The organism is Pseudomonas lalkuanensis, assembly GCF_008807375.1.
Lineage (GTDB): Bacteria > Pseudomonadota > Gammaproteobacteria > Pseudomonadales > Pseudomonadaceae > Metapseudomonas > Metapseudomonas lalkuanensis.
On the sequence record NZ_CP043311.1, the window covers coordinates 5,789,786 to 5,814,409 of the forward strand.

At 66.2% G+C, this 24,624-nt stretch carries 19 protein-coding genes; 13 read left to right on the forward strand and 6 right to left on the reverse strand.

Annotation, left to right across the window (positions count from 1 at the left end; genetic code table 11):
- The first annotated feature begins 50 nt into the window (after nt 1-50).
- Together rimB and rimK are read left to right on the forward strand one after the other, a co-directional pair.
- Nucleotides 51-515: a retropepsin-like aspartic endopeptidase RimB gene (gene rimB / locus FXN65_RS26585; protein ID WP_151138156.1), complete on the forward strand. Its 465-nt coding sequence runs from the start codon at nt 51-53 to the stop codon at nt 513-515.
- The gene (rimK, locus tag FXN65_RS26590) at nt 512-1,417 is read left to right on the forward strand and encodes a 30S ribosomal protein S6--L-glutamate ligase (RefSeq protein ID WP_151138159.1); all 906 of its coding nucleotides are present in this window, start codon (nt 512-514) and stop codon (nt 1,415-1,417) included. The genes rimB and rimK overlap by 4 nt, the downstream gene beginning before the upstream one ends.
- A gap of 216 nt (nt 1,418-1,633) precedes the next feature.
- Here rimK and FXN65_RS26595 read toward each other — a convergent pair whose 3' ends face one another.
- The 3 genes from FXN65_RS26595 to ompR all read right to left on the reverse strand — a co-directional run bounded on the left by FXN65_RS26595 (nt 1,634) and on the right by ompR (nt 7,716).
- Nucleotides 1,634-5,419: a bifunctional diguanylate cyclase/phosphodiesterase gene (locus tag FXN65_RS26595; RefSeq protein WP_151138161.1), complete on the reverse strand. Its 3,786-nt coding sequence runs from the start codon at nt 5,417-5,419 to the stop codon at nt 1,634-1,636.
- A 208-nt stretch (nt 5,420-5,627) separates the two neighbouring features.
- Nucleotides 5,628-6,941 (reverse strand): ATP-binding protein, encoded by a 1,314-nt coding sequence (locus tag FXN65_RS26600; protein ID WP_151138983.1) that lies wholly within the window; start codon nt 6,939-6,941, stop codon nt 5,628-5,630.
- A gap of 43 nt (nt 6,942-6,984) precedes the next feature.
- On the reverse strand, nt 6,985-7,716 hold the full coding sequence (gene ompR / locus FXN65_RS26605; RefSeq protein WP_120654036.1) for an osmolarity response regulator transcription factor OmpR: 732 nt from the start codon (nt 7,714-7,716) through the stop codon (nt 6,985-6,987).
- Between the two features lie 220 nt (nt 7,717-7,936).
- Between ompR and FXN65_RS26610 the strand changes: the two genes are divergently transcribed.
- The 3 genes from FXN65_RS26610 to gshA all read left to right on the forward strand — a co-directional run bounded on the left by FXN65_RS26610 (nt 7,937) and on the right by gshA (nt 12,372).
- Complete coding sequence (locus tag FXN65_RS26610; RefSeq protein ID WP_151138163.1) at nt 7,937-10,249, forward strand: Tex family protein; 2,313 nt, start codon at nt 7,937-7,939, stop codon at nt 10,247-10,249.
- 2 nt (nt 10,250-10,251) lie between these two features.
- Nucleotides 10,252-10,635 (forward strand): PaaI family thioesterase, encoded by a 384-nt coding sequence (locus FXN65_RS26615; protein WP_151138165.1) that lies wholly within the window; start codon nt 10,252-10,254, stop codon nt 10,633-10,635.
- A gap of 150 nt (nt 10,636-10,785) precedes the next feature.
- Nucleotides 10,786-12,372 carry a glutamate--cysteine ligase gene (gene gshA / locus FXN65_RS26620; RefSeq protein WP_151138168.1) on the forward strand — a complete coding sequence of 529 codons (1,587 nt, stop codon included), beginning with the start codon at nt 10,786-10,788 and terminating at the stop codon, nt 12,370-12,372.
- An 81-nt stretch (nt 12,373-12,453) separates the two neighbouring features.
- Here gshA and argA read toward each other — a convergent pair whose 3' ends face one another.
- Both argA and argE read right to left on the reverse strand, forming a co-directional pair.
- Nucleotides 12,454-13,752: an amino-acid N-acetyltransferase gene (gene argA / locus FXN65_RS26625; RefSeq protein WP_151138170.1), complete on the reverse strand. Its 1,299-nt coding sequence runs from the start codon at nt 13,750-13,752 to the stop codon at nt 12,454-12,456.
- A 116-nt stretch (nt 13,753-13,868) separates the two neighbouring features.
- Nucleotides 13,869-15,026, reverse strand: coding sequence for an acetylornithine deacetylase (argE, locus tag FXN65_RS26630; protein ID WP_151138173.1), 1,158 nt, complete (start codon nt 15,024-15,026; stop codon nt 13,869-13,871).
- A gap of 138 nt (nt 15,027-15,164) precedes the next feature.
- Here argE and FXN65_RS26635 point away from each other — a divergent pair, with 138 nt between their 5' ends.
- Nucleotides 15,165-16,529 carry a CYTH domain-containing protein gene (locus tag FXN65_RS26635; protein WP_151138176.1) on the forward strand — a complete coding sequence of 455 codons (1,365 nt, stop codon included), beginning with the start codon at nt 15,165-15,167 and terminating at the stop codon, nt 16,527-16,529.
- A gap of 21 nt (nt 16,530-16,550) precedes the next feature.
- A complete protein-coding gene (locus FXN65_RS26640) occupies nt 16,551-17,237 on the forward strand; it encodes a DUF502 domain-containing protein (protein WP_151138179.1) in 687 nt (228 codons plus the stop codon).
- A 63-nt stretch (nt 17,238-17,300) separates the two neighbouring features.
- On the opposite strand, the gene FXN65_RS26645 is transcribed toward FXN65_RS26640, so the two are convergent.
- Nucleotides 17,301-17,774 (reverse strand): Lrp/AsnC family transcriptional regulator, encoded by a 474-nt coding sequence (locus FXN65_RS26645; RefSeq protein WP_151138181.1) that lies wholly within the window; start codon nt 17,772-17,774, stop codon nt 17,301-17,303.
- A 126-nt stretch (nt 17,775-17,900) separates the two neighbouring features.
- Here FXN65_RS26645 and FXN65_RS26650 point away from each other — a divergent pair, with 126 nt between their 5' ends.
- The 6 genes from FXN65_RS26650 (at nt 17,901) to FXN65_RS26675 (ending at nt 24,579) form a co-directional block, all read left to right on the forward strand.
- The gene (locus tag FXN65_RS26650) at nt 17,901-18,215 is read left to right on the forward strand and encodes a hypothetical protein (protein ID WP_151138184.1); all 315 of its coding nucleotides are present in this window, start codon (nt 17,901-17,903) and stop codon (nt 18,213-18,215) included.
- Nucleotides 18,216-18,318: 103 nt separating this feature from the next.
- Nucleotides 18,319-20,103 (forward strand): GspE/PulE family protein, encoded by a 1,785-nt coding sequence (locus tag FXN65_RS26655; protein ID WP_151138186.1) that lies wholly within the window; start codon nt 18,319-18,321, stop codon nt 20,101-20,103.
- 67 nt (nt 20,104-20,170) lie between these two features.
- Entirely contained in the window at nt 20,171-21,091 is a 921-nt protein-coding gene (locus tag FXN65_RS26660) for an SPFH domain-containing protein (RefSeq protein ID WP_151138189.1), read from the forward strand.
- 4 nt (nt 21,092-21,095) lie between these two features.
- Entirely contained in the window at nt 21,096-21,542 is a 447-nt protein-coding gene (locus tag FXN65_RS26665) for an NfeD family protein (protein WP_151138191.1), read from the forward strand.
- A gap of 264 nt (nt 21,543-21,806) precedes the next feature.
- On the forward strand, nt 21,807-24,113 hold the full coding sequence (locus FXN65_RS26670) for a cytochrome c3 family protein (protein ID WP_151138194.1): 2,307 nt from the start codon (nt 21,807-21,809) through the stop codon (nt 24,111-24,113).
- A 157-nt stretch (nt 24,114-24,270) separates the two neighbouring features.
- Entirely contained in the window at nt 24,271-24,579 is a 309-nt protein-coding gene (locus FXN65_RS26675) for a DUF2388 domain-containing protein (RefSeq protein WP_151138196.1), read from the forward strand.
- The last annotated feature ends 45 nt before the right edge of the window (nt 24,580-24,624 follow it).

The window sequence follows — 24,624 nt, forward strand, 5'->3', positions numbered from 1 at the left end:
GTTGTCACATCGGCCCACTAGAATGCGCCAACTTTACCGGAAAGCCTGCATTGAAGACTTTCGACCATCTCTCCGTGATCGGACTCCGCGAGTGGATCGCCCTGCCAGAACTCGGCATGGTCGGCCTGCGCGCGAAGATCGATACCGGGGCCAGCACTTCCACCCTGCACGCCAGCGACATCGTCCCCTTCGAGAAGAAAGGCGAGAAGTGGGTCCGGTTCACCGCGCACCTCGGCACCCTGGTGCAGCGGCGACATCGTTGCGAAGCGCAAGTGGTTTCGGTGAAGACCATAAAGAGCTCCAACGGCCAGGCACAGACCCGTTATGTCATCCGCACCCTGCTCGCGCTGGGTGACCGGGTCTGGCCCATCGAGTTCACCCTGGCCTGCCGCAAGACCATGCGCTACCGCGTACTGCTGGGCTCCAAGGCCCTGGTACAGGCGCAACTGGTGGTCAACCCGGCGCTCACCTACGTTCAGGAAAAACCGACTCTTTCCCTTCCGGGTGCCCAATGAAAATCGCCGTGTTATCGCGCAATCCGCGCCTGTATTCGACTCGCCGCCTCGTCGAGGCCGGCCAGCAGCGCGGCCATGAAATGGTGGTCATCGACACCCTGCGCGCCTATATGAACATCGCCAGTCACAAGCCGCAGATCCACTACCGCGGCCAGCCACTGGAGGGCTTCGACGCGGTGATCCCGCGGATCGGCGCCTCGGTCACTTTCTATGGCTGCGCCGTGTTGCGCCAGTTCGAGATGATGGGGGTATTCCCGCTCAACGAATCGGTGGCCATCACCCGCTCGCGGGACAAGTTGCGCTCGCTGCAGTTGCTCTCGCGCAAGGGCATCGGCCTGCCGGTGACCGGCTTCGCCCACTCCCCCGATGACATCCCCGACCTGATCCGCATGGTCAACGGCGCGCCGCTGGTGATCAAGGTGCTGGAAGGCACCCAGGGCATAGGCGTGGTGCTGTGCGAGACCGAGAAGGCGGCCGAATCGGTGATCGAGGCCTTCATGGGCCTGAAGCAGAACATCATGGTGCAGGAGTACATCCGCGAGGCCGGTGGCGCCGATATCCGCTGCTTCGTGGTGGGCGACAAGGTGATCGCGGCGATGAAGCGCCAGGCCAAGCCGGGTGAATTCCGCTCAAACCTGCATCGCGGCGGCAGCGCCAGCCTGATCAAGATCACCCCGGAAGAACGCATGACCGCCATCCGCGCCGCCAAGGTCATGGGACTGTCGGTAGCGGGCGTGGATATCCTGCGCTCCAACCACGGTCCTCTGGTGATGGAGGTGAATTCCTCTCCTGGTCTTGAAGGCATCGAGACCACCACCGGGCACGACGTGGCCGGCATCATCATCCAGTACCTGGAGAAGAACGCCTGCCCCAATTCGACCCGGACCAAGGGCAAGGGGTGAGCCCGACAAGGCGACGCATGCGGTGCCCCGGCGAACGACCGGGCAAGGATGGCCGGGCCGGGGCTGAACTTGAACAGCGGAGCCACGACAGGGATTCCTGCTGCAAGCCGATCGTTGCGATGCAGGAGCATGCGTTGTTCCGGCACCCGGCCAGGGAGGCCGGTGGGAGCGAATTCATTCGCGATTGAAATCGCCCCCACAGGAACATGCGTCGGCTCAGAGGCTCTGCACCACCACCTGCCGCCCTTCCCGGTCGCGTATCCATCCCCGGAAGCCTTCCTCGTCCAGCGGCCGGCTGAAGAAATAGCCCTGTCCCAGTTCGCAGCCGCGCTGGCGCAGCATGGACAGTTGCTCTTCGCTCTCGATGCCTTCGGCAATGCATTCCAGGCCGAGGTTGCGGCCGATGGCCAGGATGGTTTCCACCAGGGCCAGGTCGCTTGCGTCAACGGCCAGGCCATCGACGAAACTGCGGTCGATCTTCAGCCGGTCCAGGGGCAGCCGCTTGAGATAGGCCAGGGATGAATAGCCCGTGCCGAAATCGTCGATGGCGAAACGCACGCCCAGCGACTTGAGCGCCTGCATGGCGGAAATGCACTGCTCCACCTCTTCCAGCAGGCTGCCTTCGGTAATTTCCAGCTCCAGCCGGCCGGGCGGAACGCCATGGCGCTTGAGCGCGCTTTCGATGCGCTCGACGAAACCGGGTTTGCGCAGCTCGCGCGGGCTGACGTTGATGGCCAGCACCAGCCACGGCAGGTCGGTCTGCCAGTTGGCGAGGCAGGCGCAAGCACGTTCGAGCATCCAGTCCGAGAGCTCGAGGATCAGGCCGGTTTCTTCCGCGAGCGGAATGAACTGCGCCGGCGGCACGTCGCCGCGCGTGGGGTGATGCCAGCGCATCAGTGCCTCGGCGCCCAGCACGCGGCCATCGGCCAGGGCCAGTTGCGGCTGGAACTCCAGGCTGAGCTGGCCGCGGTCGATGGCCTGGCGCAGTTCGCTCTGAAGTTGCAGGCGCTGGTCGATGGCCGCCTGCATTGCCGGCGCGAAGAAATGCAGGGCGTTGCGCCCGGACTGCTTGGCCCGGTACATGGCAGTGTCGGCCTGCTTGAGGACGTCAGCGGCGACCTGCTCGATGAAGGGATGCAGGGCGATGCCGATGCTGGCGCTGACCACCAGTTCGTGCTCGCCGATGATGTAACTCCCGTGCAGGCTCTGCAGCAGCTTGTCGCCCACCTCGGCGGCCAGCTTGCCGGCCTGCTCCGGGCTGTCGGCCAAGGCTTCGAGCAGCACCACGAACTCGTCGCCGCCGAGCCGCGCCAGGGTGTCTTCGTTGCGCAGGCAGCCGGCCAGGCGCGCGGTGACTTCCCGCAGCAAGGCATCGCCAACCGGGTGGCCGAGGCTGTCGTTGACCGTCTTGAAGTGGTCCAGGTCGATGAACAGCAAGGCGCCGTAGCGACCTTCGCGCTGCTCGCGGGCCATGGCGTGTTGCAGGCGGTCGAGCAGCAGACGGCGATTGGGCAGGCCGGTAAGTTCGTCGCTGTAGGCCAGGCGCTCGATCTCGCGCTGGTAGCGCTGGCGCTCGGAAATGTCGGTGATGCTCAGGCGGATCAGAGGCCGGCCTTCGCCAGGCAAGCGTACCAGGCGCACCTCGCAGGGACGCACACGGCCGTTCACATCGCGCATCAGCCAGTCGAAGGTAGGCGTGTCGCCCTTGAGCGCGGCGCGGGTATAGGCATTGCCCAGTTCCCGCGACGAGCGGCCATCGGCCTGCAGCGGCGGACTGAAGCTGGTGGGCATGTGGCCGTGCAGCAGCTCGCGGGACATGCCGAACAGGCGCGCGGCGTTCTCGTTGGCTTCGACGATGCCGTGCTGGGGATCGAACACCAGGATGGCTTCCGGCGCGTGCTCCACCAGGGTCCGGTAGCGCGCTTCGGCCTCGTGCCGGGCACTGATGTCCTCCACCAGCGCCAGCAAGGCGTAGAGCTGGCCGTCCAGGTCACGCACGCCGCGCACGTTGACCCGCGCGTGCACGGTGCCGCCGGAGCCTTTCATGAAGCGCTTGTCCAGCTCGTAACCATCACGTTCGCCCTTGCGCACCTCCTCCAGCAGGGCCTCTTCGGCGGCGCGGTCCTCGACCACCGTCATGCTCATCCAGTCGACTCCGCGCAGCTGTTCGCGGGAACGGCCGAGGATGCTGCAGAGCTTGTAGTTGACCTCTTCCCAGCGTTGGTCCGGGGTGCACAGGGCCATGCCGATCAACGGCGCCTCGAAGAACAGGTGCAGGTGCTTGTCGCGCTCGTGCTGCAGGCGCTCGGAGCGCTTCTGGCTGGTCAGGTCAAGCATGGCGCCGTAGATGCGGATCACCTGGTCGCCATCGTGTTCGGCCAGGCCCTTGATCCGCAGCCAGCGCGGAGTACCGCGAGCGGCCTGGATGCGCAGCTCCACGTCGAAGGGCTCGGCGCTGCGCAGGCACTGCTCCAGGGTGTCTTCCAGCAGCGAGCGGCTGGCCGGGTCGAAGTAGCTGAGCATCTGCCCGAGGCTGGGAGCGCCGGCGCCCGGGTCCAGTTCATAGATACGGAAGCTGCCCTCGCTCCAGGCCATTTTCAGTGTGGCGATCTCCAGCACCCAGCTGCCGATATCGGCGATGGCTTCTGTCTGGTTCAGCAGGTGCGTCTGGCGCAGCAACTCGTCGCGGCGGGTGTCCAGTTCCTCGGAAAGCATCTCGCGGCCGCTGACATCGTGCTGCAGGGCGACGAAATGGCTGATGCCCTGGGCGTCACGCATGGGCGCCACGGTGATCTCGTTCCAGAACAGGCTGCCGTCCTTGCGATAGTTACGCAGCACCAGCTGGCACTGTTCGCCACGCTGCAATGCATCCTGCAGGCGCGGCAGCTCGGACTGGTTGCGGTCGTGATGGAGCAGGAAACGCCAGTGATTGCCCAGGGCCTCGTCCCGCGAATAGCCGCTCATCTGTTCGAAGGCCGGGTTGCAGTAGATCAACGGCTGGTCGGCCTGGCGCGCATCGATGATGGTCACCCCCAGGGGGCTGGCCTGCAGCGCCAGGTTGCTCATGGCCAGTTCCTTCTGCATCTCGTCGCGGCGAGCCAGCGCCAGGCGCAGGTCGCTCAGGCTGCGTCCGACCAGCAGGGCGGACATCATCAGCAGCAGCACGCTGAAATAGAGCTCGACGCCCGACTGCGGCTCGGCCAGGCGCGCGCCGCCATCGAACTGGCGCAGTGCCGGCAGGGCGAGCACGGTCAGGGCGGTCAGGCCGGCACCGCAGAGGGCACCGGGAAAGCCCCAGACCAGCCCCAGGCCGAGCATCATCAGGCCGATGGGTGGCAAGGTGAGGATCAGCGGCACGACGGTCAGCAGCCAGGGTATCAGCAGCGCCAGCACCAGCAGCAATGGCCAGGGCGGCAGTCGGTGCAGGGTCTCGGGCAGCGCCTCCACCGGCTCCGGCACCCAGCCACGGCGGCTGAACAGCGGCGTGAGGTAAGTCAGCAGTGGCAGGCTGACGGCCAGGGTGGTCAGGCACGCCCCGGGCCAGACCAGCAGGGCGGAGTTGCCCCAGCTCGCGCGCGCCGCGCTGTGGCTCAGCGTCAGCGCCGCCTGCTCGCCGTAGACCAAGAGACTCACCGGCAACAGCACGCCGTAGAGCATGAAACGCAGCAATTCGGGGAAGTCGCGCAGGTCAGCGTGGCAGCCGGCACGCCTGAGCGCCCACCAGCCCAGGGCGACGCTGAGTGTTTCCGGCACGGCGTAGAGTGGCGCCCAGTACCAGTTGAGGTCCCACAGGGGCACGCTGAGCAGCGCGTTGAAATAGATGGCGGGCAATACCCGCGCGCCCCACCACAGGCAGAACACCAGGCCGAGGGCAAAGGGCAGGTACCAGACGGCCAATCCACTGGAAGCCTGGGTACCTAGGGAAATCCAGGTGGCCAGATGCAGCAGCGGCAGAGGCAACCACCAGGTCCATTGGGGTAGTCGGAAAGAAGCAGCTGGCATACTGACCTCATGTCGGTGCGCAAGCTGAGGATAGCCCAGCGCCGGGCTAGCGTACGCCGAACGACTGGCGTCCTGACAGCACTACCGATGGCAGGTCCGAATCAGTGACCAAAGGAGTCGCAGGAAAGGGCGCCCGAGTGGTGCGCCGGAGATATCCCGCTCTGTACGAAAGCGCGCCGGACGATGGTCCGGCGCGCTATCACGAGCACTACACAGCGTCGCGGGGAAGCAACAATCCCAACGGCAGGCAGACCCTGGCTTCCAGGCCGCCGCCGGAGCGGTTGCGCAGTTCGACGCTGCCGCCGTGCTGCGCGGCGATGCGTTTCACGATGGCAAGCCCCAGGCCGGTGCCCTTGCCGCCACGGGCGCGGTCACCACGGATGAAGGGGTTGAAGATGTCCTGCAGCTCGGATGGGTCGATGCCCTGGCCCCGGTCCAGCACGCTCAGCACCACGTAGGGAGCGGCGTTGTCGCCCGCGAGGAAGGCCGCTACCTCGACGCCATTGCCGCCATATCGCAGCGCGTTCTCGATCAGGTTCGCCAGCAGGCGCTTGATCGACACCCGCCGCAACGGGAACGGCGGCAGCGGTTCCAGGCACAGGCGCACCTGTTCGTCTTTCTGGTTGTAGGGAGCGACCACTTCGTGCACCAGTTCGCCCAGGTCCAGTTCTTCCACCCGCTCATCACGGCCATCACGGATGAAGGCGAGGAACTGGTCGAGGATGGCATCCATGTCCTCGATGTCGCGGACCATGTCTTCGGTCAGCTCGGAGTCGTTGCACATCAACTCCAGGGACAGGCGCAGGCGCGTCAGCGGTGTGCGCAGGTCATGGGAAACGCCGGCCAGCATCAGCTCGCGCTCGCGGGCGCCGCGCTCGACGTCCTCGGCCATCTGGTTGAAGGCACGGTACACCTCGGCCATCTCGCTCGGTGTGTCGCTCACCGGCAGGCGCACGCTGCGGCCCTGGCCGACCTGGCGGGCGGCGAAGACGAGGCGCTTGAGCGGGGCGTTGAGCTGGCGCACGAAGATCCAGGCGGCGGCGGTGGAGAGCAGGCCGATGCCGAGGAACCAGCCGAGCACGCTCCAGATACGCTGGCCGCGCAGGGGATGTGGATAAAGCGGGATGCGCACCCAATCCGGGCCCAGCTCCGGGGCATGGACCCAGAGCGCCGGCGGGCTCTGGGCGCGCAGACGCACCTCGGTGCCAGGGCCGAGCTCGGCCTGCATCTGGCGCTGGAAGATTTCGCTGTAGGGCCAGTGCTGCTCGCTGGCAGGCACGGCATCGCGGGTGACACGCTTGAGCCCGGCTGCCTTGGCCAGGTCGTGACGCTCTTCTTCGCTCGCCGCCCAGTAGGCGCGCAGGGTAAGCGCCGCACCGTGGCTGTACTGGCGGTCCACCAGCACGTCCTCGTTCATCATCAGGTAGACCAGGGTCAGCGCCTTGGAAAACAGGACGACGATGAGCACCAGCCAGAGGGTGCGGGAGAAGAAGCTCTGCGGGAACCAGTAGGGGGTGCGCATCACCACCCTGGGTTGCCCGGCGGCGGGAACACCCGCCGCACGTTCACTTGTTGCCATCGGGTACGAACACGTAGCCCACGCCCCAGACGGTCTGGATATAGCGCGGCTTGGAAGGGTCCGGTTCGATCAGCCGGCGCAGACGGGAAATCTGCACGTCGATGGAACGCTCCAGGGCGTCCCACTCTCGGCCACGGGCCAGGTTCATCAGTTTGTCGCGGGTCAGCGGCTCGCGGGCATGCTGGACCAGCGCCTTGAGGACGGCGAACTCACCGGTGGTGAGCATCTGCACATCGTCGCCTTTCTTCAGCTCGCGGGTCGCCAGGGACAACTCGTACTCACCGAAGCTGACACTTTCGTCCTCGCTGGCCGGGGCGCCCGGCACCTGCGGCGCCTGGCGACGCAGCACGGCCTTGATCCGCGCCAGCAGTTCGCGGGGATTGAACGGCTTGGCCAGGTAGTCGTCGGCGCCCAGTTCCAGGCCCTGAATGCGGCTCGTCTCGTCGCCCTTGGCGGTGAGCATGATGATCGGCACCTGGTTGTTGGACGCGCGCAGGCGGCGGCAGGCCGACAGGCCGTCCTCGCCGGGGAGCATCAGGTCCAGCACCACCAGGTTGAAGAGTTCGCGAGCCAGCAGGCGATCCATCTGCTCGACGTTCTCCACGGCGCGCACGCGGAAGCCCTGCTCGTCGAGGAAGCGCTCAAGAAGGCGCCGCAGACGGGCGTCGTCGTCGACTATGAGGATCTTTTCGCCTTCAGCGGTCGGGTTGCTGCTCATGTTTTCTCCTGTTGTGCAAGCCGCGCATTATCGCCTGACGGCAGCGCGCAGCGGCTTGCCCATTGTTAGCAGATTTTTCCCCGAACGGTTCCCTACCCTTGGAAACTCGGTGTTTATAATGCGGCGCCTTTCATCACCGGCGAGCCCTGGCTCGCCGGTCTGTTTTTCCGCGGTAGCCGCCGTGACCCGACCCGGGCTGCCGCCCATGCAGGTGTTTTCAATGGATATCAACAACCGCATCGCTGAAGAACTGGGCGTGCGCCCGCAACAGGTCGCCGCCGCCGTGGAACTGCTGGACGAGGGTTCTACCGTCCCCTTCATCGCCCGTTACCGGAAAGAAGTCACCGGCAGCCTCGACGATACCCAGCTGCGTACCCTGGAAGAACGCCTGCGCTACCTGCGCGAAATGGAAGATCGCCGCGGCGCGATCCTCGCCAGCATCACCGAGCAAGGCAAACTGACTCCGGAGCTGGAACGCGAGATCAAGCTCGCCGACACCAAGACCCGCCTCGAAGACCTTTACCTGCCCTATAAGCAGAAGCGCCGCACCAAGGGCCAGATCGCCCTGGAAGCCGGCCTCGGCGAACTGGCCGACGCGCTGTTCAACGACCCGTCCCTGGCCCCGGAAACCGAAGCCGAGCGTTTCATCGACGCCGAAAAGGGCTTCGCCGACGTCAAGGCCGTGCTCGAAGGCGCCAAGTACATCCTCATGGAGCGCTTCGCCGAAGATGCCACCCTGCTCGCCAGCCTGCGCAGCTTCCTCAAGGACAGTGCCACCCTCAGTGCCCGCCTGGTGGCCGGCAAGGAGCAGGAAGGCGCCAAGTTCAGCGACTACTTCGAGCACGACGAACACCTCAAGGGCGTGCCTTCGCACCGCGCCCTGGCGATTTTCCGTGGCCGCAACGAAGGCGTGCTGAGCATCGCCCTGAAGGTCGGCGAAGAGCTGCCGGGCACCCTGCATCCCTGCGAGCTGATGATCGGCGAGCGCTTCGGCATCGCCAACCAGGGCCGTGCCGGCGACAAGTGGCTGTCCGAAGTGGTGCGCTGGACCTGGAAGGTCAAGCTCTACACCCATCTGGAAACCGACCTGCTGGGCGAGCTGCGCGAAGCCGCCGAAAGCGAAGCCATCAACGTCTTCGCCCGCAACCTGCACGACCTGCTGCTGGCCGCGCCGGCCGGCCCGCGCGCCACCCTGGGCCTGGACCCGGGCCTGCGCACCGGCTGCAAGGTCGCCGTGGTCGATGCCACTGGCAAACTGCTGGACACCGCCACCGTCTACCCCCACGTACCGCACAACAAGTGGGACGAGACCCTGGCCATCCTCGGCAAGCTCTGCGCCAGGCACAGCGTCGACCTGATCGCCATCGGCAACGGCACCGCCAGCCGTGAGACCGACAAGCTCGCCATCGAGCTGATCAAGAAATACCCGGCCCTGAAAATGACCAAGATCATGGTCAGCGAGGCCGGCGCATCGGTGTACTCCGCCTCCGAGCTGGCGGCCAGGGAATTCCCGGACCTGGACGTCTCCCTGCGCGGCGCCGTGTCCATCGCCCGCCGCCTGCAGGACCCGCTGGCCGAGCTGGTGAAGATCGACCCGAAATCCATCGGCGTCGGCCAGTACCAGCACGACGTGTCCCAGGTGCAGCTTGCGCGCAGCCTGGATGCCGTGGTCGAGGACTGCGTGAACGCCGTGGGCGTGGACGTGAACACCGCCTCCGCAGCCCTGCTGGCGCGCATCTCCGGCCTCAACGCCACCCTGGCGCAGAACATCGTCAGCTACCGCGACGCCAATGGCGCCTTCAAGACCCGCGACGAACTGAAGAAAGTCAGCCGCCTGGGCGAGAAGACCTTCGAGCAGGCCGCCGGCTTCCTTCGCGTGATGAACGGCGACAACCCGCTGGACGCCTCCGCCGTGCACCCGGAAACCTATCCGCTGGTGCAGCGCATTGCGGAAGGCACCGGCCGCGACATCCGCTCGCTGATCGGCGATTCCGGCTTCCTCAAGCGCCTGGACCCGGCCAAGTTCACCGACGAGACCTTCGGCCTGCCCACTGTCACCGACATCATCAAGGAGCTGGACAAGCCCGGCCGCGACCCGCGTCCCGAGTTCAAGACCGCCGAGTTCCAGGAAGGCGTGGAAAGCCTCAAGGACCTCAAGCCCGGCATGACGCTGGAAGGCGTGGTGACCAACGTCACCAACTTCGGCGCCTTCGTCGACATCGGCGTCCACCAGGACGGCCTGGTGCACATCTCCGCGCTGTCGGAGAAGTTCGTCAAGGACCCGTACGAAGTGGTCAAGGCCGGCGACATCGTCCGCGTGAAGGTCATGGAAGTCGACATCCCGCGTAACCGCGTGGGTCTGTCCATGCGCATGAGCGACACCCCCGGCGAGAAGGTCGATGGTCCGCGCGGCGGTGCCCGCCAGGGCGGCCAGTCCCGTCAGCAGCAGAGCGCACCGCGCAACAGCGCTCCGCCGGCGACCGGCGCCATGGCGTCGCTGTTCGCCAATGCCAAGCAGATCAAGAAGAAGTGACCATGGACCTGGCCGACCTGCAGACAGGCAGCAACTACAGCCAGTTGCTGGGCATCGAGGCTGTGAGCCTGGGCGAGGGCGTCGCCGAGGCACGCCTGCCCATGGCCGAACACCTGCGTAACCGTGGCCAGGTGATGCACGGCGGGGCGATCTTCTCCCTGCTGGACATCGCCATGGGGCTGGCCTGTTCCAGCAGCCACGGCTTCGACCGGCGCAGCGCCACCCTGGAATGCAAGATCAACTACATCCGCCCGGTGGCCGAGGGCGAGGTGATCTGCAGGGCGCGGGTGCTGCATGCCGGCAAACGCACGCTGGTAGTGGAAGCCGACGTACTGCAGGGCGACAAGCTGGTCGCCAAGGGACAAGGCACCTTCGCTCAGCTGTAATCGCGGGGTGGTGGCAAGGCTCTATTCTGGACGAAGCGACAACGCGAACCGCCGGCGGGACAAGTATTTCTGCCGGCGGCCAAGTCCGCCTCTTGTAGACAGCTTGGTCCACCCCCATATTGGGGCGACCGACGCGTGAAGGATTCCAAATTGAGCGATCTTCTTTCCCGCCGCCTGGCCTTGCTCGGCGAGCGCGCCAACCTGCCCCTGCTCACCCGGTGCCTGCACGGCATCGAGCGTGAATGCCTGCGGGTCGACGGCAATGGCCAACTGGCGCTGACGCCACACTCCCCCGCCCTGGGCTCGGCCCTGACCCATGCACAGATCACCACGGACTATTCCGAGTCGCTGCTGGAGTTCATCACTCCGGCCGAGGCCGATCCGGCGCAGACCCTGGCGGACCTGGAGAAGATCCATCGCTTCACCCTGGACAAGCTCGGCGACGAACTGCTCTGGAGCCCGTCCATGCCCTGCCGCCTGCCGGCGGAGGAAGACATCCCCATCGCCCGCTACGGCACCTCGCCCATCGGCCGTCTGAAGTACGTCTACCGCAAGGGCCTGGCCGTGCGTTACGGCAAGACCATGCAGTGCATTGCCGGCATCCACTACAACTATTCCCTGCCCGAGGCACTCTGGCCGCTGCTCAAGCAGGCCGAAGGCGATCCGCAGAGCGACCGCGAGTACCAGTCGGCGCGCTACATCGCGATGATCCGCAACTTCCGCCGCTACAGCTGGCTGCTGATGTACCTGTTCGGTGCCGCCCCGGCGCTGGACAAGAGCTTCCTGCGCGGCCGTCCGCACGACCTCGACAGCCTGGACGCCGACACCCTTTACCTGCCCTGGGCCACCAGCCTGCGGATGAGCGACCTGGGCTACCAGAACAACGCCCAGGCGGGCCTCACCCCCTGCTACAACAGCCTCGACAGCTATCTCGGGAGCCTGCGCCAGGCGGTGTCCACGCCCTACCCGCCCTATGCCGAGATCGGCACCAAGCAGGACGGCGAGTGGGTGCAACTGAACACCAACGTCATCCAGATCGAGAACGAGTACTACTCGAGCATCCGCCCCAAACGCGTCACCTACACCGGCGAACGCCCGATCCAGGCACTGATGGCCCGAGGCGTGCAGTACGTGGAAGTGCGCTGCCTCGACATCAACCCCTTCCTGCCGCTGGGCATCGACCTCACCGAAGCGCGCTTCCTCGATGCCTTCCTGTTGTTCTGCGCCCTGCAGGACAGCCCGCCGATGGCCGGCGAGGAATGCCGCAGCGCCACCGACAACTTCCAGCGCGTGGTCAAGGAAGGTCGCCGTCCCGGCCTGCAACTGCAGCGCCACGGCCATACCACCAGCCTGACCGAATGGGCCAATGAGTTGCTCGACCGCATCGCCCGCACCGCCGAAGTGCTGGACGCCGCCCAGGGTGGCCAGGAACACGCCGAGGCCCTGGCCGCCCAGCGTGCCAAGGTCGCCAACCCGGAGCTGACCCCGTCGGCACGGGTACTGGCCGAAATGCGCGAGCGTGGCGAAAGCTTCAGCCAGTTCGCCCTGCGCCAGAGCCGCCAGCATGCCGACTACTTCCGCAGCCGGCCGCTCGATACCGAGGACCATGACCGCTTCGAGGCCATGGCCCGCCAGTCCCTGGACGAACAGGCGCGCCTGGAAGCCGAGCCGGAAGTCGACTTCGACACCTTCGTCGCCGCCTACCAGGCGAGCATCCTCGGCTTGATCAGCAACTGATCGGCGAATCGCCTGGCACTTTCTTGTTCTGTGGGAGCGAATTCATTCGCGAATGAATTCGCTCCCACAAAGAAACAGCCCCTACAGTGCCTTCTCGAACACCTGTGAATTGCGCTGGAAGTTGTACAGCGACGCCCGCGCCACCGGCAGGCGCTCGACGCCGCTGGGCTGGAAGCCGCGCTCGCGGAACCAGTGGGCGGTGCGGGTGGTGAGGACGTAGAGGGTCTTCAGGCCCAGGGCGCGGGCCCGCTCCTCGATACGCTCCAGCAGTTCGTCGCCTCGGCCGCCGTGGCGGTATTCCGGATTCACCGCCAGGCAGGCCAGCTCGCCGGCGTCGGAGTCGGCGATGGGATAGAGCGCCGCGCAGGCGATGATCAGGCCATCGCGCTCGACGATGGTGAACTGCTCGATCTCCCGCTCCAGCACTTCCCGCGAACGGCGCACCAGGATGCCCTGGTCCTCCAGCGGGGTGATCAGATCGATCAGGCCGCCGACGTCGTCGATGGTGGCTTCGCGCAGGGATTCGAACTGCTCCTGGTCCACCAGGGTGCCGCCGCCATCGCGGGTGAACAGCTCAGTGAGCAGCGAGCCATCCTCGGCATAGCTGACCATGTGGCTGCGCTTGACCCCGGCGCGGCAGGCCTGGGCCGCGGCGTCGAGCAGCTCGGCCTGGTAGTTGTTGCCCAGGCGAACCAGATGCGGCGGCACCTGCTGCGGACGCAGCTCGCGCACCAGTTTGCCGGATTCGTCGATCAGGCCGCGCTCGGCGCCGAACAGGATCAGCTTGTCCGCCCCCAGGTCGATGGCGACGCGGGTGGCCACGTCCTCGCAGGCGAGGTTGAAGATTTCCCCGGTGGGCGAGTAGCCGAGCGGCGACAGCAGCACGATGGCGCGCTCGTCCAGCAGGCGGCCGATGCCCTTGCGGTCCACGCGGCGCACTTCGCCGGTGTGGTGGTAGTCGACGCCGTCAACGACGCCGATCGGGCGCGCGGTGACGAAGTTGCCGGTGCTCACCCGCAGCCGCGAGCCCTGCATCGGCGAGGCGGCGATATCCATGGACAGGCGTGCCTCGATGGCAATGCGCAGCTGGCCCACGGCATCGATCACGCATTCCAGCGTGGGGCCGTCGGTGATCCGCAGGTCGCGGTGGAAGTGCGGGGTCAGGCCGCGCGCAGCCAGGCGCGCCTCGATCTGCGGGCGTGAGCCGTGCACCAGCACCAGGCGCACGCCCATGCTGTGCAGCAGCACCAGGTCGTGGACGATATTGCCGAAGTTCGGATGAGCGACCCCCTCGCCGGGCAGCATCACCACGAAGGTGCAGTCCCGGTGGGAGTTGATGTAAGGGGTAGCGTGGCGCAGCCAGTTGACGTAGTCGAGCATGGTTCCGTGAGCCTGTCGTAGAGCGAATTGACGAGTGCGATCCCCGGCTTGTCCGGGAATGAAAGTGAGGCGGCGCGTTATCGTCGTCGCATGAGCATCAACGGAAACCCTCCTGGTCAGGACTTGGTGGCGGATTGCAGGCAGTAATGCTGGATGAGCTGGCGCAATAGCGCAACGGTAGGCTCGATCCGTGACAGTTCGAGATGCTCGTCCGGCTGGTGGGCGCAGGCGATGTCGCCGGGGCCGAGCACCAGGGCCTCGCAACCGAGCTGCTGAAGATACGGTGCTTCGGTGCCGAAGGCCACCGACTGCGCGGTATGGCCGGTAAGACGTTCGGCCAGGCGCACCAGATCACTTTCCGGCGACTGCTCAAACGGCGGCACTGCCGGGAACAGCGGCTTGAAGTCGATCATCACCTGGTAGTGCTCGGCCACCGGACGCAGGCGCTGGCGAATCACCGCGCGCAGGGTGTCCGGATTCATTCCCGGCAGTGGGCGCAGGTCGAACTCCAGGCTGCACTGGCCGCAGATACGGTTGGGGTTGTCGCCACCGTGGATGCAGCCGAGATTCAGCGTGGGCTGGGGCACGCTGAACTGCGGATTGCGAAACTCCTGCTGCCACTCGCCACGCAAGGCGATCAGGTCGCTCATCACCGCATGCATGGCTTCCAGGGCGCTGTGGCCCAGGCTGGGGTCGGAGGAATGGCCACTCTGCCCGAGGATGTCGATGCGCTCCATCATCACCCCCTTGTGCAGGCGGATGGGCTTGAGCCCCGTCGGCTCGCCGATCACCGCCGCGCGGCCCAGGGGCCTGCCGGCCTGCGCCAGCGCGCGGGCACCGGCCATGGAGCTTTCCTCGTCACAGGTGGCGAGGATGATCAGCGGCTGCTGGAACCGCTGGTCCAGCAGGCCGCGCACGGCCTCGATGGCCAGGGGAAAGAAGCCCTTCATGTCGCAGCTGCCCAGGCCATACCAGCGATTGCCGGCTTCACTGAGCTTCAGCGGGTCGGTTTTCCACAGGGCGGCGTCGAAGGGCACGGTGTCGCTATGGCCGGCCAGCACCAGGCCGCCGGGGCCCGTGCCGTAGGTTGCCAGCAGGTTGGCCTTGCCCGGCGAGACCTGCTGGATCTCGCAGCGGAAACCGAGGTCACCGAGCCAGCCGGCCAGCAATTCGATCACCGCCTGGTTCGACTGGTCCCAACTGGGTTGGGTGCAGCTCACCGAGGGGGTGGCGATCAGTGCGGCGAACTGGGATTTCAGGTCTGGAACGGACATCGGAGGACCTCCACGGACGAGCGATAATCATAGGCCCAAGGCCGCGCGCGGTGAAACCGCTGCGGCACGTGGCCCGCCCGTCCTGTAAACTTCACCGCCTTGGCAGCCACCCCCTGGCTGCGTCCGAAGACCCCGGCGATGAACAAAGAGACCGAAATCAAGCTTCGCGCCAGCCGCGAGACCCTGGAAGCCCTGCGCGACCACCCGCTGCTGAAGAAGCGCAACAAGTCCGGCTGGGAACGCCGCGAACTCTTCAACCAGTACTTCGACACGCCCGACCGCGACCTGGCCCAGGCCCGCGTTGCCCTGCGCCTGCGCCGCGACGGCGAGCAGTTCATCCAGACCCTCAAGACCCGTGGCCAGAGCGTGGCCGGGCTGTCCGAGCGCAATGAGTGGGACTGGTACCTGGACAAGGCCAAGCTGGACCCGAAGAAGCTCACCGACGACTGCTGGCCCGCCAGCCTCGCCGAGCTGGACAAGAAGCAGCTCAAGCCCATCTTCACCACCGACTTCCACCGTGACCGCGCCGAGATCGCCTGGGGCCGCGGCAAGGCCAAGGTGGTGATCGAGGCCGCCCTGGACCAGGGCAAGGTGATCGCCGGCAAGCTGGAAGAAGACATCTGCGAACTGGAACTGGAGCTGCGCCAGGGCGAACCCGAGGCGCTGCTGGAACTGGCCGCCGAGCTCGCCGCCGATCTGCCGCTGATGCCCTGCGACATCAGCAAGGCCGAACGCGGCTATCGCCTCCATGACGCCAACAGCTACCACCTCAGCCTGCCGGCGCCGGCCCTGTCGGCCGAATTGCCGCTGGACGACGCCTTCACCGCCCTCGCCTGGCACCTGCTGGGCAGCAGCCAGCGCCTGGCCGAGCAGTACCGCTTCAATGGTCACTGGAAGCTGCTGGTGGACTGGCTGCAGCAACTGGTCGACCTGCGCGCCCTGATCGGCAGCCTCGGCCAGGCCGCTCCCCGCGCCAGCAGCCATGACCTGCGCGAAGCCCTGGACGCCCTGCTCAACGACTGGCGCCCGCGCGTGCAGGCCGGCGAGCTGGATGAAGCCGTGCGCCACGCCGCGCCGCAGCAGTTCGCCGAAGAACTCGCCGGCACCCGCTGGGGCCTGTTCTCCCTCAACGCTTCCCGCTGGCTGCTGACCCGCGCCTGGACCGTCGAACGCAATGAGCGTGGCAATCGCCAGGGCCAGGCCGTGCTGGGCAACTGGCTGCCGCGCCTGATCGCCGAGGAAGGCCAAGCCCTCAAGCTGGATCGCTACAAGCGCCAGCCCGAGGACCTGTCCGAGCAGCTTCCGCGTATCGAGCGCCTGCTGGTCTGGCTGCGTCTGGCGCGCCAGGTGCTGGAAGTGCCGGAAGTCGACCGCGCCTACGGTGAACTGTCCAAGTTCGCCGAACTGGCCGCCCAGCCGCTTGACGCGGAAGTACTGGCAGCCCGCAGCGAGCAGGCGCAGGCCCTGATCAGCCTGCGCAGCTGGAAGGCGCTGACCAGATAAGGCACGTTCCGGGAACCCACCATGCTCAAGCAAAGCTTCCGCTCCGTGGTCACCACCTGGCTCACCGGCCTGCTGGCCCTCTTGCCACTGGTGCTGACCCTGGCCCTGCTGGCCTGGCTGGTGAGCCTGCTGAACCGGCTGGTGGGACCCTCCACGGTGATCGGCCAGCTCCTCGGCGCCCTCGGCCAGCCCTTTGCGAGCAACCCGGTGCTGGCCTATCTGGTCGGCACCCTGGTGTTGCTGGGCAGCCTGTACCCCCTGGGCCTGGCCGTGCAGCTCGGCCTGCGCCGGCCGCTGGCCTGGCTACTGGACATGACCCTGCGCCGTGCACCGCTGATCGGCAGCCTGTACGGCCTGGCGGACCGCTTCGTCGGCCTGCTGGACCGCAGCCAGAACGCCGACATCGCCGCGATGACCCCGGTCTGGTGCCTGTTCGGCGGCAACGGCGCGGCCGTGCTGGCCCTGCGCCCGAACCCGGAAACCTTCGAACTGGACGGCCGCCCCTACTGCGCCATCCTCGTGCCCACCGCGCCCATTCCGGTGGGCGGCGGGCTGATCTACGTGCCGGTGGAGTGGGTACGACCGGCGGAGATGGGTGTGGAAGGGCTGACCAGCATCTACCTGTCCATGGGCCTCACGCCGCCGCACCAGGCGGGCAGGTTGGCGAAGGAGCCGGTCGTCCTGGGCGACGACAGCAAGGCTTCCTGACGCTCTACTTTGTGGGCGCGAATTCATTCGCAATTGAATCGCTCCCACACATCTCTCTCCGCCTTACCCCTGCCCCACCGGCAAACTGGTGGTGGACTTGATCTCCGACAGCGCGACGATGGAGTTCACTTCCTGTATCCCCGGCACCAGCGACAGCTTCTCGAAGAAGAAGCGCTCATAGGCCTCGATGTCCCGGGTGACGATGCGCAGCATGAAATCCACCGCCCCCATCAGCACATGGCACTCCAGCACCTCGGGAAACCGGCGCATGGCCTCGGCGAACTCGGTGAGGTTGGAACGGCCGTGGGCGTTGAGTTTCACCTGGGCGAAGATCTGCGCATTAAGGCCCACCTTGCGCCGGTCCAGCAGGGTGACCTGGCGGCGGATCACCCCTTCCTCCTTCAGGCGCTGGATACGCCGCCAGCAGGGCGACTGGGACAGCCCCACCCGCTCGGCGATTTCGGCGGTGGAAAGGCTCGCGTCCTCCTGCAGCAGTTCAAGGATGCGCTTATCGTAGCTATCCAGGGCGACGGACATAAAAATTCCCGACTCTGATCAATTTCAGGAAAGTCTATCCAAAGAATCTGCCTATCCACGTGATTCAGGCAGAAAAATCCCGTTGCAGACTGGAAAACTATCGGCGTCCCCACCGAGGAATCCACCATGCTCAGCCTGCAGACCGCCCCCGCTACCCGCGAAGACCACTGGCACCCGCGCGCCACCCAGCTCCAGGCCTGCGAGATGCAATTCGCCATCATCGCCGAGGCGGAAGCGGACATCCTCGGTCGCCTGCTCGCCTTCTTCTCCCAGCTGCAACTGGTACCGCACTGGCTGGAAGTGAACCGGCTCGGCGACAACCTGCTGGTGCAATTGCGCCAGCCGGGGCTGACGCCGCACCGTGCGGAAGTCATCGCGCAGAAGATGCGCTCGCTGGTCAGCGTGTTCTCGGTGGAGCTGGAGCAGGCTGCCGTTCCTTGATCCAGCACTTAGTCGAGAACCTGCGATTCGGGCATGCTTGCCGTCCCGCGAGAAGAGCGATTGACTACTCTTTGAGACTGAACAGCGTGACCGAGGAGCATGCATGTCCGCCTTTGCCTCACCCGCCCAGGATCGTTGGCTGGACCTCAACGACCTGATGCGCGAACTGGTGGCCCAGGGCCGCCTGAGCCAGGACCAGGCCGAACATTGCCTGGCCATTCGCCGTAGCGCGGTGAACAACCAACAGCATCCCCTGGAGTTCCTGGCCAGCCAGCAGGTGGACGATCTCAAGCGTCCCGGCAAGAAGCTGGACCTGGAAACCCTCAGCCACTGGCTGGCCGAACATGCCGGCCAGCCCTACCTGCGCATCGACCCGCTGAAGATCGACGTCGCCGCCATCACCCCGTTGATGTCCTACGCCTTCGCCCAGCGCCACAAGATCCTCGCCGTGGAGGTGAATAGCGAGGCGGTGACCATCGCCAGCGCCCAGCCCTTCGTGCAGGGCTGGGAAAGCAACCTCACCCACGTGCTCAAGCGCCCGATCAAGCGCGTGGTCGCCAACCCGGTGGACATCCAGAAGTTCACCCTGGAGTTCTACCGCCTGGCCAAGTCGGTCAGCGGCGCCAGCGCGGTGGACCAGAAGATCAGCGGCGTCGGCAACTTCGAGCAGTTGCTCAAGCTCGGCTCCAGCGAGCAGGAGCCGGACGCCAACGACGCGCACATCGTCAACATCGTCGACTGGCTGTTCCAGTACGCCTACCAGCAGCGCGCCAGCGATATCCACATCGAACCGCGCCGCGAGCAGGGCACCGTGCGTTTCCGCATCGACGGCGTACTGCACACCGTCTATCAATTCCCGCCGCAGGTCACCATGGCGGTGGTCAGCCGCCTGAAGAGCCTTGGGCGGATGAACGTGGCGGAAAAGCGCAAGCCCCAGGACGGCCGGGTCAAGACCAAGACCCCGGACGGCGGCGAAGTGGAACTGCGCCTGTCGACGTTGCCCACCGCCTTCGGCGAAAAGATGGTGATGCGGATCTTCGACCCCGAAGTGCTGCTGAAAAGCTTCGACCAGCTCGGTTTCTCCCAGGATGACCTGCGCCGCTGGCAGAGCATGACCAACCAGCCCAACGGCATCATCCTGGTCACCGGCCCCACCGGCTCTGGCAAGACCACGACGCTCTACACCACGCTCAAGCAGCTGGCCACGAGCGAGGTGAACGTCTGCACCATCGAAGACCCCATCGAGATGATCGAGGGCGCCTTCAACCAGATGCAGGTGCAGCACAACATCGACCTGACCTTCGCCAGCGGCGTGCGCGCGCTGATGCGCCAGGACCCGGACATCATCATGATCGGCGAGATTCGCGATCTGGAAACCGCCGAGATGGCGATCCAGGCCGCGCTGACCGGCCACCTGGTGCTCTCCACCCTGCACACCAACGACGCCCCAAGCGCCATCACCCGCCTGCTGGAACTGGGCGTGCCCTATTACCTGCTGCGCGCCACCCTGCTCGGGGTCATGGCCCAGCGACTAGTGCGCACCCTGTGTCCGCACTGCAAGGCACCGATGGAACTGCGCGAGGAAGACTGGGCCAGCCTGACCAAACCCTGGAGCGCGCCGCTGCCTACCGGCGCCCACCGCGCCGTTGGCTGCCTGGAATGCCGTGATACCGGCTACCGGGGCCGCGCAGGGGTGTACGAGATCATGCTGCTGTCCGACGGCATCAAACCGCTGATCACCGCCGATACCGACCTCATCGCCCTGCGCCGTGCAGCCTTCAAGGAAGGCATGCGCAGCCTGCGCCTGTCCGGCGCGCAGAAGGTCGCCTCGGGCCTGACAACCATCGAAGAAGTGCTGCGGGTCACGCCACAAAGCGAACAGAAATGAAATGCTTGGCGGCTGGAGCGGAGGGGCTCCAGTCACCGAGATACAGCCAGCAAAAGGAGCACATCCCATGGAAATCGGCAGTGTCGTCATCCTCTTCGTCGCCCTGGCGATCGCCATCGTCTTCATGGGCTTCAAGGTCGTGCCGCAAGGCTTCGAGTGGACGGTAGAGCGCTTCGGCCGCTACACCAACACGCTCAAGCCGGGCCTGAACATCATCGTTCCGGTGATGGACCGCATCGGCCGCAAGATCAACGTCATGGAAAGCGTGCTGGACATTCCCCCGCAGGAAGCCATCAGCGCCGACAACGCCATCGTCACCATCGACGCCGTGTGCTTCTTCCAGGTGATCAACACCGCCCAGGCGGCCTACGAGGTCAACGACCTGGAACACGCCATCCGCAACCTGGTGATGACCAACATCCGCACCGTGCTCGGTTCCATGGAGCTGGACGCCATGCTCAGCCAGCGCGACGCGATCAACGAACGCCTGCTGCGCACCGTGGATGAAGCCACCGCGCCCTGGGGCATCAAGGTCACCCGTATCGAGATCAAGGACATCACCCCGCCGGTCGACCTGGTGGAAGCCATGGCGAGCCAGATGAAAGCCGAGCGTCTGAAGCGCGCCCAGGTCCTCGAAGCCGAAGGCCGGCGCCAGGCGGAAATCCTCACGGCCGAGGGCGAGAAGCAGGCGCAGATCCTCAAGGCCGAAGGCGAGCGTACCGCCGCCTTCCTGGAAGCCGAGGCCCGTGAGCGCGCCGCCCAGGCCGAAGCCGAGGCGACCCGCGTGGTGTCCGAGGCCATCGCGCACGGCAACGTGCAGGCGGTGAACTACTTCGTCGCGCAGAAATACGTGGACGCGCTGGGCAAGCTGGCCAGCGCCAACAACAGCAAGGTGGTGCTGATGCCCCTGGAAGCCAGCCAGGTGATCGGCGCGGTGGGCGGCATCGGCGAAATCGTCCGTGCCACCTTCGACGGCAAGAAGGGCTGAAACGATGTGGAACTACCTCCAGCACCTGACCTACTGGGACTGGCTGGCACTCGGCACCCTCCTGCTGATCCTCGAAGTCTTCGGCGCCGGCGGCTACCTGCTGTGGATAGGCGTGGCCGCGGCCTGCGTCGGGGTGATCACCTTCATCGCCCCTGAACTGCACTGGGCCATCCAGTTCCTGCTGTTCGGCGTCCTCTCCATCCTCACCGCCGTGCTCTGGTGGCGTCGCCAGCGCAGCGCCGCGAAAGTCTCCGACCAGCCCGGCCTGAACCGGCGCGGCCAGGAGTTCGTGGGCCGCGAATTCGCCCTGCATGAAGCCATCAGCGGCGGTCGCGGCAAGATCCGCGCCGGCGATTCCGTCTGGCTGGTGTCCGGGCCGGACCTGCCGGCCGGCAGCCAGGTGCGCGTCGTCGGCCAGGATGGCGTGCTACTGAAGGTCGAACCCGTCTGATCATCCCGCGCCGCGGATCGCCAGCCGGGCTTGCAGGGCCGGACCTGGTGATTGCGAAGGGAGTATCGGAATATCGGTCACCCAGCGCCTGCGTCCGCTGCTCGCGGCGGGCGCGGGACGTGGAGACCATCGAAGGGTGCAAGCTGAAAGGCATCATCAACCGCTATCGCCGAGCGGGATCGACATGCAGCCTTGACGGCCTGCGGGGCATTCATCGAACCTGCACGCCCGTGAAGCACGCTTGCCTGTACAGCGGATGTCTGCATGTCGAAGCACCACAAGATCGCCCCGCCCAAGCCTGTTCGGCGCCCTGTCTACCCGGTCCTGGCAGCCCTGCTGCTGTTGATCGGACTGGGCGTCTGGCTGTACCTCAAGGGCGGCAGCGGTACCCAGCCGGACAAACTCCCGTCCCAGGCCGGTAACCAGACCGCGAGCATGGTGGACGAAGGCCAGTGCGCCGGTTGCCATGCCCGGCAGGCGAACGACTGGCGGGGCAGCCACCACCAGCTGGCGATGCAGGAAGCCACCGACGCCAGCGTGCTGGGCGATTTCAACGACGTCACCTTCCAGGGTGAAGGCGAGACCACCCGTTTCTTCCGCAAGGAGGGCGGCTTCTGGGTCAACACCCCCGGCGCCAACGGCAAGCCGGCCGATTTCCGCGTTGCCTACGCCTTCGGCGTCGCGCCGCTGCAGCAGTACCTGATCGAGATTCCGGGCGGACGCCTGCAGGCCCTGGGCGTGGCCTGGGACGTGGACAAGCGCGCCTGGTTCCATCTCTACCCCGGGCAGGGCGTGGACTTCCGAAATCCCCTGCACTGGAGCCGCCCGCAGCAGAACGCCAACTTCATGTGCGTGGAATGCCACACCACGGGCTTCAAGCGTAACTACGACCCCGCCGCCGATCGCTTCTCCAGCCAGTGGAACAGCCTCGGCGTCGGCTGCCAGGCCTGTCACGGCCCGGCCTCCGGCCATCTCGACTGGGCGGCGAAGAAGCTCGATGCAGCGAACGCCGGCTTCGCCATCGACCTCAGCGGCACCAACAGGATCAGGGCCGTGGAAACCTGCGCCCGCTGCCACTCCCGGCGCGCACCGCTGGACGACGGCCACCACCAGGAAAACCGCCTGATGGACGACTACCTGCCCAGCGCGCTGACCCGTGAGCTCTACGAACTGGACGGCAAGATCAAGGACGAGGTGTTCGAGTACGGCTCCTTCGCCCAGAGCCGGATGTTCGCCAAGGGCCTGCGTTGCAGCACTTGCCACAACCCTCACAGCACGGCACTCGAGGTGCCGGGCAACGGCCTCTGCCTGCAGTGCCACAACCCGTCGGGCAAGACCGGCATCTCCGGGATCGACGGCAAGGGACTGAAAGCGAAGGACTACGACAACCCCGAGCATCACCATCACCCCCAGGGGCAGGCCGGCTCGCAATGCGTGGATTGCCACATGCCGGGCAAGTCCTTCATGGTCAACGACTATCGCCACGACCACGGCTTCACCCTGCCCAACCCGGCCCGCGCCCTGCGCCTGGGCACCTCGGATGCCTGCCTCGGCTGCCACCGCGACCAGTCGGGCGACAGGGTCGCCGAGCAGTTTCGCCTCTGGTACGGCGAGGCCAAGGCCGACGCGCCCCGCTACGACGAAAGCCTGTGGCTGATTCGCAATGGCCGTCCGGGCGCCTCGCGGGCGCTCTACCAGCAACTGGAAATCCGCGAGCTGCCGGCCATTCGCCGCGCTACCTTGCTGGCGGAACTGCCGGCCTATCCCAGCGAACGGGCGCTCAAGGCCGCCGCACGGGACCTGACCCACCCCGCACCGCAGGTGCGCCTGGCGGCGATTCGTGCAGTCGCGGCCCTGGTGCCGCCTGAGCAGCGGCGCAATCTGCTGGCGCCCTTGCTCACCGACCCGGTGCGCGGCGTACGCATCACCGCCGCCCATGAGCTGCTGGGGCTGCGCGCCACAGGGCTGGGCAATTACGAGAAAACCTGGGACAAGGCCATCGCGGAATACGAGGCCGTGCAACTCAAGCTGCAGGAACGCGCCGAGGCCAACCTCAACCTGGCACTGCTCTATCAAGCCAACGGGCGCGGCGACGCCGTGGAGTCGCGCCTGCGCACCGCACTGCAGCGCGATCCGGAATTCCTGCCGGCCCTGGTCGCCCTGGTGCAGTGGCTGGATGGCAACTTCCGCTGGGAGGAAGGCCGTGCCCTGCTCGACCGGGGCCTCAAGGAACATCCCCAGTCCGCCCTGCTACAGCACGCCAACGGGCTGATGCTGGTGCGCAAGGGCGATCTGCCGGCGGCGCTCGAGGCCTTTGCCGAAGCCGTCCGCCTGGAGCCACAGAACAGCCAGTACGACTACGTCTACGCCGTGGCCCTGCACGATAGCGGCCAGCTGGAGACGGCTTGCCATCGACTGGAAGAATTGCTCGAGCGCGACGCCGCCAACCGCGAAGCACGCCTGGCACTGATCAGCTACTGGCGCGAAGCCGGGCAGATGCAGAAGGTCCAGGCGCTGCTGGCGGAACTGGAGCAGCAGAACCCGGACGACCCGGCGCTGAGGCGGGAGTAGTCGGAGCTCGTCCCTGGGAACGATCCTTGCGCCGCCAGACGCTGGTGCGCGCGGCGTACCCGACCCGTACCCGTGACCGGTGGGCGGCGAGGTTGAACTACGTCGATGGCGGCTGAATCTGATGTTCTAGGCCCACCCGTGAACGGAGTAACAGCCTATGCGCACCCGCCTCTATACAGCCGCTTTCGCCCTGATCGCCGTACCTTTCGGCTCGGCCATGGCAGACAGCGATTTCTGGCGAGACATCATTTCGTCCGGTGCCACGACCGCATCCACCTACCTCACCTTCAAGGACGACAAGCTGATAGTCGCGGCACGCGACGATGCCAGCAGCTTCGTCGCCAGCGGCGGGGAAATCCGCGGCCCCTACCTGGAAGCCGCATTGCAGCGCATTCGCAGCGAACACCCCGACCTCAAGGCCAGCGACGCCGAACTGGCCGGTGCGATCCTGGCAACCGAAGAATGAAGTAATGCCCTTCGCTCCCACAGGGCCGAACCTTGTGGGAGCGAA